Annotated in this window: 13 protein-coding genes; 1 reads left to right on the forward strand and 12 read right to left on the reverse strand. The window is 66.8% G+C overall.

Going from position 1 to position 14,901, the window contains the following annotated elements; translation table 11 throughout:
- Positions 1–404: 404 nt before the first annotated feature.
- The 12 genes from lipA to RND78_RS04135 form a co-directional block, all read right to left on the reverse strand.
- Positions 405–1,406, reverse strand: coding sequence for a lipoyl synthase (lipA, locus tag RND78_RS04080; RefSeq protein WP_059229857.1), 1,002 nt, complete (start codon positions 1,404–1,406; stop codon positions 405–407).
- Position 1,407: 1 nt separating this feature from the next.
- A complete protein-coding gene (lipB, locus tag RND78_RS04085; RefSeq protein ID WP_312726291.1) occupies positions 1,408–2,064 on the reverse strand; it encodes a lipoyl(octanoyl) transferase LipB in 657 nt (218 codons plus the stop codon).
- Complete coding sequence (locus RND78_RS04090; protein WP_312726292.1) at positions 2,064–2,339, reverse strand: DUF493 domain-containing protein; 276 nt, start codon at positions 2,337–2,339, stop codon at positions 2,064–2,066. Before RND78_RS04090 ends, lipB begins: the two co-directional genes overlap by 1 nt.
- 72 nt (positions 2,340–2,411) lie before the next feature.
- Positions 2,412–3,572 (reverse strand): D-alanyl-D-alanine carboxypeptidase family protein, encoded by a 1,161-nt coding sequence (locus RND78_RS04095; protein ID WP_059229859.1) that lies wholly within the window; start codon positions 3,570–3,572, stop codon positions 2,412–2,414.
- Positions 3,573–3,698: 126 nt separating this feature from the next.
- Positions 3,699–4,691, reverse strand: coding sequence for a septal ring lytic transglycosylase RlpA family protein (locus RND78_RS04100; RefSeq protein WP_312726557.1), 993 nt, complete (start codon positions 4,689–4,691; stop codon positions 3,699–3,701).
- Positions 4,691–5,713, reverse strand: coding sequence for a lytic murein transglycosylase B (mltB, locus tag RND78_RS04105; RefSeq protein WP_409457013.1), 1,023 nt, complete (start codon positions 5,711–5,713; stop codon positions 4,691–4,693). Before mltB ends, RND78_RS04100 begins: the two co-directional genes overlap by 1 nt.
- A gap of 21 nt (positions 5,714–5,734) precedes the next feature.
- Positions 5,735–6,838 carry a rod shape-determining protein RodA gene (gene rodA, locus RND78_RS04110; protein WP_312726560.1) on the reverse strand — a complete coding sequence of 368 codons (1,104 nt, stop codon included), beginning with the start codon at positions 6,836–6,838 and terminating at the stop codon, positions 5,735–5,737.
- 44 nt (positions 6,839–6,882) lie between these two features.
- Positions 6,883–8,790 carry a penicillin-binding protein 2 gene (gene mrdA / locus RND78_RS04115; protein ID WP_312726294.1) on the reverse strand — a complete coding sequence of 636 codons (1,908 nt, stop codon included), beginning with the start codon at positions 8,788–8,790 and terminating at the stop codon, positions 6,883–6,885.
- A 12-nt stretch (positions 8,791–8,802) separates the two neighbouring features.
- Positions 8,803–9,270 carry a 23S rRNA (pseudouridine(1915)-N(3))-methyltransferase RlmH gene (gene rlmH, locus RND78_RS04120; protein WP_007159668.1) on the reverse strand — a complete coding sequence of 156 codons (468 nt, stop codon included), beginning with the start codon at positions 9,268–9,270 and terminating at the stop codon, positions 8,803–8,805.
- 5 nt (positions 9,271–9,275) lie between these two features.
- Positions 9,276–9,626 (reverse strand): ribosome silencing factor, encoded by a 351-nt coding sequence (gene rsfS / locus RND78_RS04125; RefSeq protein ID WP_007159669.1) that lies wholly within the window; start codon positions 9,624–9,626, stop codon positions 9,276–9,278.
- Positions 9,627–9,636: 10 nt separating this feature from the next.
- Positions 9,637–10,299 (reverse strand): nicotinate-nucleotide adenylyltransferase, encoded by a 663-nt coding sequence (nadD, locus tag RND78_RS04130; protein ID WP_059229864.1) that lies wholly within the window; start codon positions 10,297–10,299, stop codon positions 9,637–9,639.
- The gene (locus RND78_RS04135) at positions 10,299–11,564 is read right to left on the reverse strand and encodes a glutamate-5-semialdehyde dehydrogenase (RefSeq protein WP_312726295.1); all 1,266 of its coding nucleotides are present in this window, start codon (positions 11,562–11,564) and stop codon (positions 10,299–10,301) included. The genes nadD and RND78_RS04135 overlap by 1 nt, the downstream gene beginning before the upstream one ends.
- Before the next feature lie 255 nt (positions 11,565–11,819).
- Between RND78_RS04135 and RND78_RS04140 the strand changes: the two genes are divergently transcribed.
- A complete protein-coding gene (locus RND78_RS04140; protein ID WP_312726296.1) occupies positions 11,820–14,837 on the forward strand; it encodes a cellulose synthase subunit BcsC-related outer membrane protein in 3,018 nt (1,005 codons plus the stop codon).
- Positions 14,838–14,901: the final 64 nt, after the last annotated feature.

Genomic DNA, 14,901 nt, shown 5'->3' on the forward strand with positions numbered 1-14,901 from the left:
TGAAAGCAGATCGGTGGGGGCTTGCCGGCTTTGGAGCCTCCATGGAAAAAGGCAGCCATTGGGCTAATGCCAGTCAGGTTAAGCCTTGATCGCAGTCCACACTGAGCTTCCCGCTACCCTGATGACCACAAAAACGCCGTGTCCTCTTCGCAAGAACACGGCGTTTTTGTAACTGATCGGCATTGAGCCCATGCCAAGGAGCTCTACCTATCGCGGCCATGGGCCGCTCCTACAGGTTATCCGGCTGCTGTAGAAGCGGCCCATGGCCGCGATAGAAGGCCTAAAGCCAGATCCAGGCCCCACCCGCTAGCGCGCAGCCGCCAATGTCTTTCCAACCCGCTAAGCGAAGGCTTAACTGACTGGCATTAGCCACCAGGCTGCCCTTTTTCATGACGACGCGAGGATCAGCCGATCTTCTTCGCGCCATGCGCCTGCTGGTCGGCATGGTAGGACGACCGCACCAGCGGACCCGAGGCCACGTTCTTGAAGCCCATTCTGGCACCTTCCTCGGCAAACCAGGCGAAGGTATCCGGGTGGACGAAACGCTGCACCGGCAGGTGGTTGCGCGAGGGCTGCAGGTACTGGCCAAGGGTCAGCATGTCGATCTCGTGCTCGCGCATGCGCTGCATGACCTCGATGACTTCCTCGTCGGTCTCGCCCAGGCCCAGCATCAGGCCGGACTTGGTCGGCACGTGGGGCACGCGCTTCTTGAAGTTCTGCAGTAGGTCCAGCGACCACTCGAAGTCCGACCCCGGGCGGGCGGCCTTGTACAGGCGCGGCACGGTCTCCAGATTGTGGTTGAAGACATCCGGCGGCTCCTGCTCGGTGATGGCCAGGGCCACGTCCATGCGCCCGCGATAGTCCGGCACCAGGGTCTCCAGCTGGATGCCGGGGGTCAGCTTGCGGATCTCGCGCAGGCAGTCGACGAAGTGCTGGGCACCGCCGTCGCGCAGGTCGTCGCGGTCCACCGAGGTGATGACCACGTACTTCAGACCCAGGTCGGCGATGGCCACCGCCAGGTTCTTCGGCTCGTCCACGTCCAGCGGCTTCGGTCGGCCATGGCCGACGTCGCAGAAGGGGCAGCGGCGGGTGCAGATGTCACCCATGATCATGAAGGTGGCGGTGCCACCGGAGAAGCACTCGCCCAGGTTCGGGCAGGAGGCCTCTTCGCAGACACTGTGCAGCTTGTGCTTGCGCAGCAACTGCTTGATGCGCTCGACCTCGGGGGTGACCGGGATGCGCACGCGGATCCAGTCCGGCTTGCGCGGCAGCTCCTCGGTGGGAATGATCTTCACCGGGATGCGTGCGACCTTCTCGGCGCCACGCAACTTGACGCCGGCTTCCACCTTGTTCGGGCGGGCGGGCGGGGTGAGGGTCTGGACGCTGTCTTGTACTGTCGTGGTCATGTCAATCCGATTCCAGGGTGATCGGTTCGGGGTAGCCCAGGCGGACGCTCAGGTGACGCACCAGAGCCTCGCGGACCTCGTCGAAAGCTAGTGGCCCGGTCACCAGATCGCGTAGCTGGGTCATGGCCAGGCCGGCATAACCGCAGGGGTTGATCCGGCGGAACGGCGCCAGATCCATGTCAACGTTGAGCGCCAGGCCGTGGAAGGACCGGCCATTGCGAATGCGCAGCCCGAGGGAGGCGATCTTGGCGCCGTCCACGTAGACGCCCGGCGCATCGGCCCGGGCCTCCGCGCGCACGCCCCAGTCGGCGAGCAGGGCGATCAGGCTGTCTTCCATGGCGCTGACCAATTCTCGCACGCCCAGGCCCTTGCGGCGAACGTCCAGCAACACATAGGCGATGAGCTGACCCGGACCATGGTAGGTCACCTGGCCGCCGCGATCGACCTGTACCACCGGAATGTCACCCACGGCGAGCAGGTGCTCGGGCTTGCCAGCCTGGCCCTGGGTGAAGACCGCCGGGTGCTGCAGCAACCAGAGTTCGTCGGGCGTCTGAGTGCCGCGCTCGTCGGTGAAGCGCCGCATGGCCTCAAGGGTCGCCTCGTAGGGTCTCAGGCCCCAGCGGCGCACGCCCAGGCTCACCGGGGCGGGAGTCGTCATCAGATCACCATGTGCACGCGGCCGGTGGCGCGCAGATCCTGGTGGATGGCCTGCAACTGTTCCACGCCGGTGGCGGTGATGAGCACCTGCACGGACAGGAAGCGGCCATTGCGGCTGTCGCGGGTCACCAGGGTGCCGCGGTCGAGATCCGGCGCGTGGCGCTGCACGGTATCGAGCACCAGCTCGGCGAAATCGGCACCGGCATCGCCGATCACCTTGATCGGATAGCGCGGGCAGGGAAATTCGATCTTGGGGGGTTGAACGTCTTCGGTCATGCGGACTTCCAGGCCGACCGCTGTCGGCGGGGGTGAAAGGCCCGCGAGCGCGGGCCTTTCCAGGACGACGGATCAGTTGAACAATCCGTAGAAGAACAGGCGAATGCTATCCCACAGGCGACGGAAGAGGCCACCCTCCTCGACCGGCTGCAGGGCGACCAGGTCGGCGGTGTGCACCACCTTGTCATCCAGCTTCACCTCGACCTTGCCGATCACCTGGCCCTGGGCGATGGGCGCGATCAGCTGCGGATTGAGCACCATCTCGGCATGCAGCTTCTTGGCCTGGCCGCGCGGCAGGGTCATGGTCAGGTCGTTGGCCAGACCGGCCTGGACTTCCCGGGCGTCGCCCTTCCACACCGGTGCCTTGGCCAGTTCGGTGCCCTTCTTGTAGAAGGACTGGGTTTCGAAGAAGCGGAAGCCATAGGTCAGCAGCTTCTGGGTCTCGGCGGCGCGCGCCTGCTCGCTGTTGGTGCCGAACACCACGGCCACCAGGCGCATGCCGTCGCGCACGGCGGAAGCCACCAGGCAGTAGCCGGCTTCGTCGGTGTGGCCGGTCTTCAGGCCGTCCACGGTCTTGTCGCGCCACAGCAGCAGGTTGCGGTTGGGCTGCTTGATGTTGTTCCAGAAGAATTCCTTCTGGGAGTAGATGGCGTAGTGCTGGGCATCGGCGTTGATGATGGCGCGCGCCAGGATGGCCATGTCATGGGCCGAGGAATAGTGGTTCGGGTCCGGCAGGCCGGTGGCGTCCATGAAGTGGGTGTTCTGCATGCCCAGCTTCTGCGCGGTAGTGTTCATCATGTCGGCGAAGGCGTCTTCGCTGCCGGCGATGTGCTCGGCCAGGGCGACGCTGGCGTCGTTGCCGGACTGGATGATGATGCCATGCAGCAGGTCACCGACCGACACCTGGGTGCCGACCTTGATGAACATCCGCGAACCGCCGGTACGCCAGGCGTGCTCGCTGACGGTGACCATGTCGGATTCCTTGATGCGACCCCGGTTGATTTCCAGGGTGGCGATGTAGGCGGTCATCAGCTTGGTCAGGCTGGCCGGCGGCAGGCGCTGGTCGGAGTTGGATTCGGTGAGCACGGCGCCGCTGTTGGCGTCCATGAGAATCCAGGCCTTGGCTGCCAGCTGGGGCGCCGCCGGAATCATTGTCTCGGCCGCCCAGACGGCCGGGACACAGGCGATCGTTACGAGGAAGAGCAGGCGTCGAGCGAGTTTTGCGATTGTCATCCGAATCTCTGAAAGGTTGGAGTATGGCAGGAGCAGCGGACCCAGACCGCGCGACCCACGGCGATCCGCGCTAGGCGGATCACGCTGGCAGGGGCCGGCGACTGGGCGTCATGAAGCATCCTTGCTTCAATCCGGTTGCACGACAGATGCCTGGCCCAGGCGGGCCACGCGTACGCTGTTCTGGAGCTGGGCGACCTCAGCCGGCTGGACCGGTCCGAGCCGGACCCGATGCAAGGTCTGCTGATTGCGCACCGTCGAGCTGATGAACACCGGGGCACCGGTCAGGTCGCTGAGCTTGTCCTTGAGCAATTCCGCAGCGTCCGGATTGGCGAAGGCCGCCACCTGCAGATAGAGCCCAGCGGCTGGGGCAGAAACGTTTTTTTTTGCGTCGACGGCGGCCGGCGTCACCGGCTCGGCGTGCTGGTTGACCGGCGGGGTGTAGGTCTCGATGGCGCCGAAGGTCTGCACCTCGGTGGTCTTCTGGGCCACCGGCGCCTGGCGCGGCTGCGCCAGCACCATGGGTACCGCCTGGCCGCGCTGGGCCCAGTACTGTTGCGGATCTATGCCCTCGACGCTGACCCGCGCGGTGCCGATCTCGGCGTAGCCGAGCTTCTTGGCGGCGGCGAAGGACAGGTCGATGACCCGGTCGGAATAGAAGGGACCGCGGTCGTTGACGCGCAGGATCACGCTGCGGCCGTTGTCCAGGTTGGTGACCCGCACGTAGCTGGGCAGCGGCAGCGTCTTGTGCGCCGCGGTCATGCCGTAGAGGTCGTAGGTCTCGCCGTTGGCGGTGGCCTGGCCGTGGAACTTGGTGCCATACCAGGACGCGGTACCGGTCACGCGATAGTTGCGCGCATCGGTCAGCGGGAAATAGGTCTTGCCCAGCACGGTGTAGGGATTGTTCTTCAACGGCCCGTTGTACGGCATGGGCACGGCGTCGGGAATCTTGCTGACGTCCACGTCCCACCAGGGCGCGCCGTCACGATGGGGGCGCAGGTAGCCACCCGGCCCGGCGACGCCCTTGCTGGTTGGCTTGGGGGCCTGGCTGGAGCAGCTCACCAGCAGCAGGCCGAGCCCCAGGCAGCCGGCCAGGCGTGCCAGGACGACGGTCAGGCGCATCACGGCTTGGCACCCTCGGCGGCATGCCGCTCGGCGATGGCATTGGCCAGATCGGTCACGGCCATGGCGTACATGACGCTGCGGTTGTAACGGGTAATGGCGTAGAAATTGGGCAGGCCCATCCAGTACTCCGGTCCCTTGTCTCCGTCGAGGCGGAACGAGGTTACACGCAAATCGTCGCGCAGGGCAGGGTCCTGGGCATTCCAGCCCAGGGCACGCAGCTCGGCGACGCTCTTGACCGGCTCGATCCCGGGCACTACGCCCTCCTCCACCCGGCTGCCGCTGACCTGGGCACGGATCGCGGTGGGACCGCCGCCGGACCAGCCGTGGCGCTTGAAGTAGTTGGCCACGCTGCCGATGGCGTCGGTGGGATCGGACCAGATATTGATGTGGCCGTCGCCGTCGAAGTCCACTGCATAGGCGCGGAAGCTGCCGGGCATGAATTGCGGCAACCCCATGGCCCCGGCGTAGGAACCGGTCAGGCTGAGCGGGTCGACCTGCTGCTCACGGGCCAGCAGCAGGAACTCGCGCAGCTGGCTGCGAAAGAAGGGCGCACGGGGCGGATAGTCGAAGGCCAGGGTGGAGAGCGCATCCAGCACCCGATAGTTACCGGTGTTGCGGCCGTAGAAGGTTTCCACGCCGATGATGGCGACGATGAACTGGGCCGGCACGCCGAATTCGCGCTCGGCGCGCGCCAGGGCTTCCTCGTGGGCCTTCCAGAACTCCACACCCTGGGCGATGCGGCGATCGGTGATGAAGATGGGACGGTATTCGCTCCACGGCTTGACCCGCTCAGCCGGACGCGAGATGGCGTCGAGGATGGCCTGCTTGCGCTCGACCTCGCCAAACAGCGCCTGCAGCTGTTCCGGGGCGAAACCATAGCTCTGACTCATCTCGGCGATGAAGTCGCGCGCCAGCGGTGCCGTGTCGTAGTCTCCCGCGACGACGCCGGTCGTCACGCCCATCGCACCCGCCAGGCCGAAGCCCTGCAGGCAGCGACGCATCCATCCCATTATCGGCATCTAACCCTTCTTCATTACCTGTTAAACCTGGGCGATCCACTTGCGGTGCGTGTGGATCGACATCAAAACTCCGAACCCGGTGAGCAAGGTGACCACCGAGGTACCGCCATAACTGATGAACGGCAGCGGCACGCCCACGACGGGCAAGAGGCCGCTGACCATGCCGATGTTGACGAAGACATAGACGAAGAAGGTCATGGTCACGCCGCCGGCGAGCAACTTGCCGAACAACGTCTGGGCCTGCACCGTGATGGTGAGGCCGCGACCGATGAGCAGCAGATAGAGCACCAGCAGCAGGCAGACGCCGACCATGCCGAACTCTTCGCCGAGGACGGCAATGATAAAGTCCGTGTGACTTTCCGGCAAAAAATCCAGATGAGACTGGGTACCCAGCAGCCAACCCTTGCCGAACACCCCGCCCGAGCCGATGGCCGCCTTGGACTGGATGATGTTCCAACCGGCGCCCAGCGGGTCCATCTCCGGATCGAGGAAGGTCAGCACCCGGCGCTTCTGGTAGTCGTGCAGCACGAAGAACCACATGGCCACCGCCATGGGCACCGCGGCGCTCACCGCACCGATCAGCCAGCGCCACTGCAGGCCGCCGACGAACAGCACGAAGCCGCCCGAGGCCAGCACCAGCATGGCGGTACCGAGGTCGGGCTGGTCGAGGATCAGCACGAAGGGCACCACCACCAGCGACAGGCTGATCAGGCTGTGCTTGAAGTTCGGCGGCAGGCTGCGCTTGGACAGGTACCAGGCCATCATCATGGGCATCAGCAGCTTCATGAATTCCGACGGCTGGAAGCGGATCACCCCGGGGATGTTGATCCAGCGGGTCGCGCCCATGGCGTTGTGGCCCATGACGTCCACCACCACCAGCAGGGCCACGCCGACCACGTAGCCCAGCGGCACCCAGCGGGCCATGAAACGGGGTTCGAGCTGGGCGACGATGGCCATGGCCACCAGGCCGAGGCCGAAGGAGCTGGCCTGCTTGAACAGCAGGTCGAGGTTGCGGCCGCCCGCCGAATAGAGCACGAACAGCCCGGTCGCCCCCAACATCAGCAGCAGGATCAGCAAGGGGCCATCGATGTGCAGGCGTTGCAGCAGCGTGGCGCGCCGCTTCATCACGTCCCCTTCGGGGATGGTGCGATCGAAGTTGGGAGCGAGACTCATGGCTGCACCTTGGTCGCGGAGGCGGTGGCACCGGCGGTGCCGGGCTTGGCGTACTCGGCCTTGAGGTGACCCTGCTCGTCCAGCAACCAGGCGTCGAGCACCTGGCGCGCGACCGGGCCGGCCACGGCGCCACCCGATTCGCCGTTCTCCACCATGACCGCCACGGCGATCTGCGGATTGTCCACCGGGGCGAAAGCGACGAACAGGGCGTGGTCGCGGTGGCGTTCCTTGAGCGCGGCCGAGTTGTACTTCTCGTTCTGGCGAATGGCGACCACCTGAGCGGTACCACTCTTGCCGGCGATGCGGTACTGGGCGCCGACGTTGAGCTTGTGGGCGGTGCCGCGGGGATTCTGCACCACCATTTCCATGCCGTGGATGGCCCTATCCCAGTAGCTCGGGTCCTTGAGGTCGATGTCGGGCATGGGATTGCTGTCCACCGGCGGCTGGCCGTCCAGGGTCTTGGCCAGGTGCGGACGTATCCATTGGCCATGGTTGGCGATCAACGAGGTGACCTGGGCCAGTTGCAGCGGAGTCACCTGCATGTAGCCCTGGCCGATACCGAGGATCAGCGTCTCGCCGGGAAACCAGGCCTGGCGGCGGGTGGCGCGCTTCCACTGCCGGGAAGGCATGAGGCCCGGCGCCTCCTCGAACATGTCCAGGGCGACCTTCTGCCCGAGGCCGAACTTGCCCATGTATTCCGACAGGCGATCGATGCCGATCTTGTGGGCGAGGTCGTAGAAGTAGGTGTCGTTGGACCTCATCAAGGCCATGTCCATGTCCACGTAGCCGTCGCCGCCGTGGTTCCAGTTGCGGTACTTGTGATCGTAGTTGGGCAGCTCGTAGTAGCCCGGGTCGAAGACCTTCGCCTGGGGCGTAGTGGCGCCACTGTCCAGGCCGGCGATGGCCACCGCCGGCTTGATGGTCGAGCCGGGCGGATAGAGGCCGCGCAGCACCCGGTTGTAGAGCGGGCGATCAATGGAGTCGCGCAGCTCGGAATATTCCTTGAAGCTGATGCCGGTGACGAAGGGATTGGGGTCGTAGCTCGGCTGGCTGACCATGGCCAGCACCTCGCCGGTCCTGGGCTGGATGGCGACGATGGCGCCCCGGCGGCCGCCCAGGGCGGCCTCGGCGGCGGCCTGCAGGCGCGAATCTATGGTCAGGACGATGTCCTTGCCCGGCTTGGGATCGGTGCGGTTGAGCACCCGCAGCACCCGCCCACGGGCGTTGGTCTCGACCTCTTCGTAGCCCACCTCGCCGTGCAGCTCGGGCTCGTAGAAGCGCTCCACGCCGGTCTTGCCGATGTGGTGGGTGCCGCTGTAGTTCACCGGATCCAGGCGCTTGAGTTCCTGCTCGTTGATCCGGCCGACGTAGCCCACCGAATGGGCGAAGTGCTCGCCCATGGGATAGTGGCGCACCAGCTGCGCGGTCACCTCGACCCCGGGCAGGCGGAACTGGTTGACGGCGATCTTGGCGATCTGCTCCTCGGTCAGTTCGAACAGCACCGGCACCGGCTCGAAGGGGCGCCGGCCCTGCTTCATGCGCTTCTCGAACAGCTCGCGGTCTTCCTCGGTCAGCCCCAGCACCTGCACCAGGGTGTCCAGGGTCTGGCGCCAGTCGTCGGCGCGCTCGCGGGTGATGGTCAGGCTGAAGCTGGGCCGGTTGTCGGCGATGATGATGCCGTTGCGGTCGTAGATCAGCCCGCGGGTGGGCGGGATCGGCTGAACGTGGACGCGGTTGTTTTCCGACAGGGTCGAATGGTAGTCGTGCTGGATGACCTGCAGGTAGTACATGCGCGCCACCAATACGCAGGCGAGCACGAGAAACACCGCCGCACCGACCGTCACGCGGGCGCGGACGAGCTGGGCGTCTTTCTCGTGGTCCTTGAGGCGTATGGGTTGCGACATCGCAGGTATGGACTATTTGTGATACGGATGGCCGGCCAGCACGGTCCAGGCGCGATAGAGCTGCTCGCCGACGAGGATGCGCACCAGCGGATGCGGCAGGGTCAACGGCGACAGCGACCAGCGCTGCTCACTGCGCGCCTGCACCTCGGGGGCGAGACCCTCGGGGCCGCCGACCATGAGGTTGACGGTGCGGGCTTCCAGGCGCCACTGCTGGAGTGTTTCAGCCAGTTGCTCGGTGCTCCAGGGCTTGCCGGTGACCTCCAGGGTCACCACGCGCTCGCCCGGCTGCACCTTGGCCAGCATGGCCTCACCCTCCTGGCGGATCAGCCGGGCGACGTCGGCGTTCTTGCCGCGGGTCTGCAACGGGATCTCGACGAGCTCCAGCGGCAGCTCCGGCGGCAGGCGCTTGACGTACTCGTGCCAGCCCTCCTCGACCCAGCGCGGCATGCGCGAGCCGACGGCGATGAGACGCAGGCGCACGGGCGTTATTCGCCGTGAGCGGCGCGGCTCTGCTCGGCACCGCGCCAGAGGCGCTCGAGGTCATAGAACTCGCGGGTGGTCGGCAGCATGACATGGACGACCACGTCGCCCAGATCCAGCAGGGCCCATTCGCCGCCTTCCAGGCCTTCGCTGCCCAGCGGGCGCACGCCCTGCTGCTTGACCTTCTCCAGCACGTTGTCGGCCAGCGACTTGACGTGGCGGCTGGAAGTGCCGCTGGCGATGACCATGATGTCGGTCACGCTGGTCTTCTCGCGCACGTCCAGGGAGATGATGTCCTGGGCCTTCATGTCTTCCAGGGCGGCGATGGCCACCTGGACGAGTTGTTCGCTTTGCATGGTGTAGCTCTTACCTCGGTTCGGAGGACGCCGGATAGAGTCCGTGCGTCCGGATGTAGTCAAGCACGGCATCGGGCACCAGGAAGCGGATGGACTTCCCGGTGGCCAGGAGGCCGCGGATCTGGGTAGCGGACACCGCGAGCGGGTTCTGCCAGATGAAGGTGATCTGCCCGCCCGGCCCCTTGAGGGCCTGGGGATCGGGCTGACTGCGCGCCGCCAGGAAATCTCGCAGTTCCTGACAGGGCTCGCTGTCGGCATCGGGCCGTTGCAGGACCAGGATGTGACACAGCTCCAGCAGCTCACGCCAGCGATGCCAGGTCGGCAAGCCGCAAAAGGCATCCCAACCGAGCATGAGCAGCAGCTGCACCTCATCGCCGAGTTCGGCGCGCAGGCTTTCCAGGGTCTCTATGGTATAGGAGTGGCGCGTCCGGCGCAGTTCCCGGTCATCGACCACCAGCGGCGCGCTGTCCGCCACCGCCAGCCGGACCATCGCCAGCCGGTCCTCGGCCGCGACGCTGGGCGCCTCGCGATGCGGCGGCCGGGCACTGGGAATCAGCCGCAGTTCGTCCAGCGCCAGAGCCTCGGCCACCTCCAGCGCAGCGCGCAGGTGGCCGATGTGCACGGGATCGAAGGTACCGCCGAACAGACCGATGCGGGTGGGCAGGCTGCTCATCAGCTACGGACGTGACCGTCGCCGAAGACCACGTACTTCTCGCTGGTCAGCCCTTCCAGGCCCACCGGCCCACGGGCGTGCAGCTTGTCGGTGGAGATGCCGATCTCGGCGCCGAGGCCGTATTCGAAGCCGTCGGCGAAGCGGGTAGAGGCATTGACCATCACCGACGCCGAGTCGACCTCGGTGAGGAAGCGTCGGGCATCGCTGAAGTTCTCGGTGACGATGGCGTCGGTGTGCTGCGAGCCATAGGCGTTGATGTGCTCGATGGCCGCCTCGAGGCCATCCACTACCCGGATGGACAGGATCGGCGCGTTGTACTCGGTGCGCCAATCCTCCTCGGTGGCGAGCAGGACGTCAGCACCGAGCAGCGCCCGGGTCCGTTCGCAACCGCGCAGTTCCACCTGCTTGTCGCGATAGATGGCGGCCAGGGGCGGCAGCACCCGCTCGGCGATGGCGGCATGCACCAGCAACGTCTCCATGGTGTTGCAGGGTGCGTAGCGCTGGGTCTTGGCGTTGTCGGCGATGCGGATGGCCTTGTCGACGTCGGCGGCGCGGTCGATATAGACGTGGCAGATACCGTCCAGGTGCTTGATCACCGGGACGCGGGCATCGCGGCTGATGCGTTCGATCAGGCTCTTGCCACCGCGCGGCACGATGACGTCCACGTATTCCGGCATGGTGATCAGCGCACCGACAGCGGCCCGGTCGGTGGTCTCCACCACCTGGACCAGTTCGGCCGGCAGATCGGCTTCGGCCAGGCCAGCCTGGATGCAGGCCGCGATGGCCTGGTTGGAATGGATGGCCTCGGAGCCGCCGCGCAGGATGGTGGCGTTGCCGGATTTCAGGCAGAGGCTGGCGGCATCGATGGTCACGTTGGGCCGCGACTCGTAGATGATGCCGATGACGCCCAGCGGTACGCGCATCTTGCCCAGCTGGATGCCCGAGGGCACGTATCTCATGTCGCGGATCTCGCCGATGGGATCGGGCAGCGTCGCGACCTGGCGCAGGCCCTCGATCATGTCGTCGATACGCTTGGGCGTCAGCGCCAGGCGATCGAGCATGGCCGGCTCCAGGCCATTGGCCCGGGCGGCACTCAGATCCTGCTCGTTGGCGGCGCTCAATTCGGCGCGACGGGCGTCCAGGGCAGCGGCGGCGGCCAGCAGGGCACGGTTCTTCTGGGCGGTGCTGGCCCGGGCGGCAACCCGCGACGCGGCACGCGCTGCCTGGCCAAGACGGGTCATGTAGGCGGAGACGGACTCGGTCATGGTCGGCGGCCTGCGAAAGACGATGGGAAAGCTGTGCAGTATAGCGTCGCCACGTCCCGGGCGGCCAGCGCGGAGGGCCCTTGGATATGGTATTGCGATTTCGATTCGGTTGACTCGCCACGGCCTGTCGGGAATCATCCGCGGCTAGATTTGCCGTTCAGCTTGCGTTCAGCTATTCCCCAGTAGCCGGAACCGTTCCAGCCCTGCGTCGACCGGGCGCTGCAGCGACGCCCAATAGCCTTCACGGAAAGAACCATGCCCAAGCACCTCACACTGTCCCTCGGCTTGCTCGCCCTGCTGATCCACGCCGAAGCCACCTGGGCAGCCGCTGCCGATGTGCCGCCGACCGCCGCTGCCGTGCAGGCCCTGGAAGCCCAGTTGAAGAAGACGCCCCAGGACCCGGATGCCCTGGGCAAGTTGGGCAGCGCCCGCCTGGCGCAGAAGCGCTATGCCGATGCCGAGCGCCTGCTCACCCAGGCCGTCCAGAAAGGCGGCAAGACCTGGCAGCCGGCCCTGGACGAGGCCCGCTACCACCACCTGCTGGAGCGCGCCCATGCCGCCGAGGCCAAGCGCGACCTGGACGAGGCACGCGACTTCAGCGTCGAGGCCATTCGCCTCAAGCCCGAGGCGGTCGAGGCGCAGCTGTTCCTCGCCGGGATCCAGAGCCAGAAGCGCCAATGGGACCTGGCCGAGGCCACCTATCGCCAGGTGCTGATGCGCGAACCGGCCAACGTCGACGCCTACTACGGTCGCATCGCCGCGCTCAACGAGTTGGGTCGCACCGAAGAGGCCATGCAGCTGACCAAGAACCTGCAGCCGAGCGCCCAGACCCAGGTCAAGGGCCTGGATCGCCTGCGCGCCGGCCAGGCCATGCAGGAGGCCGAGGCCGCCGAGGCCCGCGGCGACCTGCAGGGCGCCTCGCGCCTACTGGAACAGGCACGCAAGGAAGCGCCGGACGACCCCTGGCTGCGCCTCGCCCAGGCCCGCCTGGAGGTTCGCCAGGGCCGTCCGCGCGCTGCGCGCGACCTGGTGGACAGCCTGGTCAAGGATGGCGCCCAGCGCCCCGAGGTACTCTACGCCAGCGCCCTGCTGTCCAACGAGCTGGGTGAATACCAGCGGGCCATGCAGACCCTGATGCGCATCCCCCAGGCGCAGCGTTCGCCCGACATGAACGCCCTAGCCGCGCGCATCACCTTCAACGAACAGCTGGCCGAAACCTTGGCCCTGGCCAAGCAGGGTCGGCGCGAAGAGGCCCGCAGCCTGATGCAGCGTCTGGAAGCCCGCGCCGGTCGCAACCCCGACCTGATCGGCGACCTGGCCGAGGCCTTCGCCACCGCTGGCGATCCCGAACACGGCCTGGAACTGCTCAAGCCGCTGATCAGCGGCGATACCCGTCCGGCTCCGGCCATGCAGCTGCACTACGCCAGCATCCAGCTGCAGATGAATCAGGACCAGACCGTGGGCAACGTGCTGCGCGACCTGCAGGGCGTGGTCCTCGACAGCGGCGAGAAGCAGCAGTACGACGACCTGCTCGCCCGCTACCGCATCCGCCAGGCCGACCGCCTCACCGATCAGGGCAAACTGGCCGCCGCCTACGACACCCTGGCCCCGGCACTCAAGGCCCGGCCCGACGACAAGGCCGCCCAGGCGGCGCTGGCGCGCATGTACCTGGCCAGCGGCGACACCCAGAAGGCCCGTCAGCTCTATCGCGACGTCTTGAGCGACAACCCCAAGGACGCCGAACTCTACCTGGGTGCCGCCGAGATCGCCGCCAAGTCGCAGGACAGCGTCACCGCGCGCCAGTACCTGGACCGGGCGGTCAAGCTCGGCCAGAGCGATCCGCAGGTGCTGCGCCGCGCCGCTCTGCTCTATCGCGACATCGGCATGGCCGGCACCGCGACCAGCCTGCTGGAGCAGGTGGTCCAGGTGGAGCGCAAGGATCGTGAGTCCGCCGCCCGTGCCGCCGGCGCCAGCGACAACCCCTTTGCCGCCCTGCCCGGCCAGACCCGCAGCGATGACGCCCTGACCGCCGTCCCGGCCGCCGTTGGTGGCAATGCAGGTAGCGCCGACTACGCCTGGAGCGATCCGCTGCAGGCCCAGAAGGCCGCCGACAACCCCTTCAGCGATCTGTCCGTGGTGCCCACCAGCAGCCTGTCGAGCAGCCTGGCCACCGAGCAGATCCTCGGCCAGCTGCAGCGCGAGCGCAGCATCCGCATCACCCAGGGCCTGAACGTGCGCAGCTACGACCCCAGTGGCAGCTCGCGCCAGACCACCGTCAGCGCGCCCCTGGAAATTTCCTTCCCGGCTGGCGACCAGCGCCTGGCCGTGCGCGTCACCCCGACCCGCATCAACGACAGCAGCAGCGACGGCAGCCAGAAGGAAAACGGCGTAGCGGCGTCCATCGCCGTGGAAGACGCCGGTCGCGGCCTGAAGGGCGACATCGGCGTCTCGCCGGTGGGCCTGAGATACAGCACCGTGGTCGGCGGCGCGACCCTGGAGCGGCCGCTCGGCAGCCTGAGCGAGAACCTGCTCTATGCCCTGAGCGTATCGCGTCGTTCGGTGACGGATTCGCTGGCCTCCTACGGCGGCATCCGCGATCCACGCACCGGCCAGGAGTGGGGTGGCGTCACCGCCAACGGCGGCCTGGCCCGCCTGCGTTATGATGACGGCCGCTACGGCTCCTACATCTACGGCGCGGCCCATCGCCTGACCGGCCACGACGTCAAGGACAACGACCGCTTCGAGATCGGCACCGGCGTCTACTACTACCTGCGCAACGGTCCGGACAGCCTGTTCACCGTGGGCCTGTCGGCCACGGCGATCGGCTACGACAACAACCAGAACCACCTGACCTACGGCCACGGCGGCTACTTCAGCCCGCAGCGCTACTTCGCCATCGGCGTACCCCTGGTGTGGGCGCAGCGCGGCGATCTCTGGGCCTACCAAGTGCAGGGCATGCTGGGCGTGCAGACCATTCGCCAGGACGCTGCCGATCGCTACCCCGACGATGCGGCGCTGCAGGCCGCGGCGGAAGCCGCGGGCGAAGGCCAGTACGGCAGCAAGAGCAAGACCGGTGTGGCCTACAGCCTTTCGGCCAATGGCGAGTACCGCCTCAGCGGGCAGTTCGCCCTGGGCGGACGCCTGGGCATGGACAACGCCCAGGACGAGCGCGACGTCAACGGCAACCTCTACCTGCGCTACTTCTTCGAAGAGCAGGAGGGCCGACCGCAACTCTTGCGTCCGCAACCCTACCGGTCGCGCGACGAAGAGTAAGGACAAAGGCCCGCGCAAGCGGGCTTTTTTCTTACCCCTTGGCACCGCACCTATCGCTGCGGAA

Source organism: Pseudomonas oryzihabitans (genome assembly GCF_032027545.1).
Taxonomy (GTDB): domain Bacteria; phylum Pseudomonadota; class Gammaproteobacteria; order Pseudomonadales; family Pseudomonadaceae; genus Chryseomonas; species Chryseomonas oryzihabitans_F.

Bases quoted from the DNA above. Each gene is read 5' to 3' on its own strand.
- lipA (WP_059229857.1), bottom strand. From the start codon at position 1,406: ATGACCACGACAGTACAAGACAGCGTCCAGACCCTCACCCCGCCCGCC.
- lipB (WP_312726291.1), bottom strand. From the start codon at position 2,064: ATGACGACTCCCGCCCCGGTGAGCCTGGGCGTGCGCCGCTGGGGCCTG.
- RND78_RS04090 (WP_312726292.1), bottom strand. From the start codon at position 2,339: ATGACCGAAGACGTTCAACCCCCCAAGATCGAATTTCCCTGCCCGCGC.
- RND78_RS04095 (WP_059229859.1), bottom strand. From the start codon at position 3,572: ATGACAATCGCAAAACTCGCTCGACGCCTGCTCTTCCTCGTAACGATC.
- RND78_RS04100 (WP_312726557.1), bottom strand. From the start codon at position 4,691: ATGCGCCTGACCGTCGTCCTGGCACGCCTGGCCGGCTGCCTGGGGCTC.
- mltB (WP_409457013.1), bottom strand. From the start codon at position 5,713: ATGCCGATAATGGGATGGATGCGTCGCTGCCTGCAGGGCTTCGGCCTG.
- rodA (WP_312726560.1), bottom strand. From the start codon at position 6,838: ATGAAGCGGCGCGCCACGCTGCTGCAACGCCTGCACATCGATGGCCCC.
- mrdA (WP_312726294.1), bottom strand. From the start codon at position 8,790: ATGTCGCAACCCATACGCCTCAAGGACCACGAGAAAGACGCCCAGCTC.
- rsfS (WP_007159669.1), bottom strand. From the start codon at position 9,626: ATGCAAAGCGAACAACTCGTCCAGGTGGCCATCGCCGCCCTGGAAGAC.
- nadD (WP_059229864.1), bottom strand. From the start codon at position 10,299: ATGAGCAGCCTGCCCACCCGCATCGGTCTGTTCGGCGGTACCTTCGAT.
- RND78_RS04135 (WP_312726295.1), bottom strand. From the start codon at position 11,564: ATGACCGAGTCCGTCTCCGCCTACATGACCCGTCTTGGCCAGGCAGCG.
- RND78_RS04140 (WP_312726296.1), top strand. From the start codon at position 11,820: ATGCCCAAGCACCTCACACTGTCCCTCGGCTTGCTCGCCCTGCTGATC.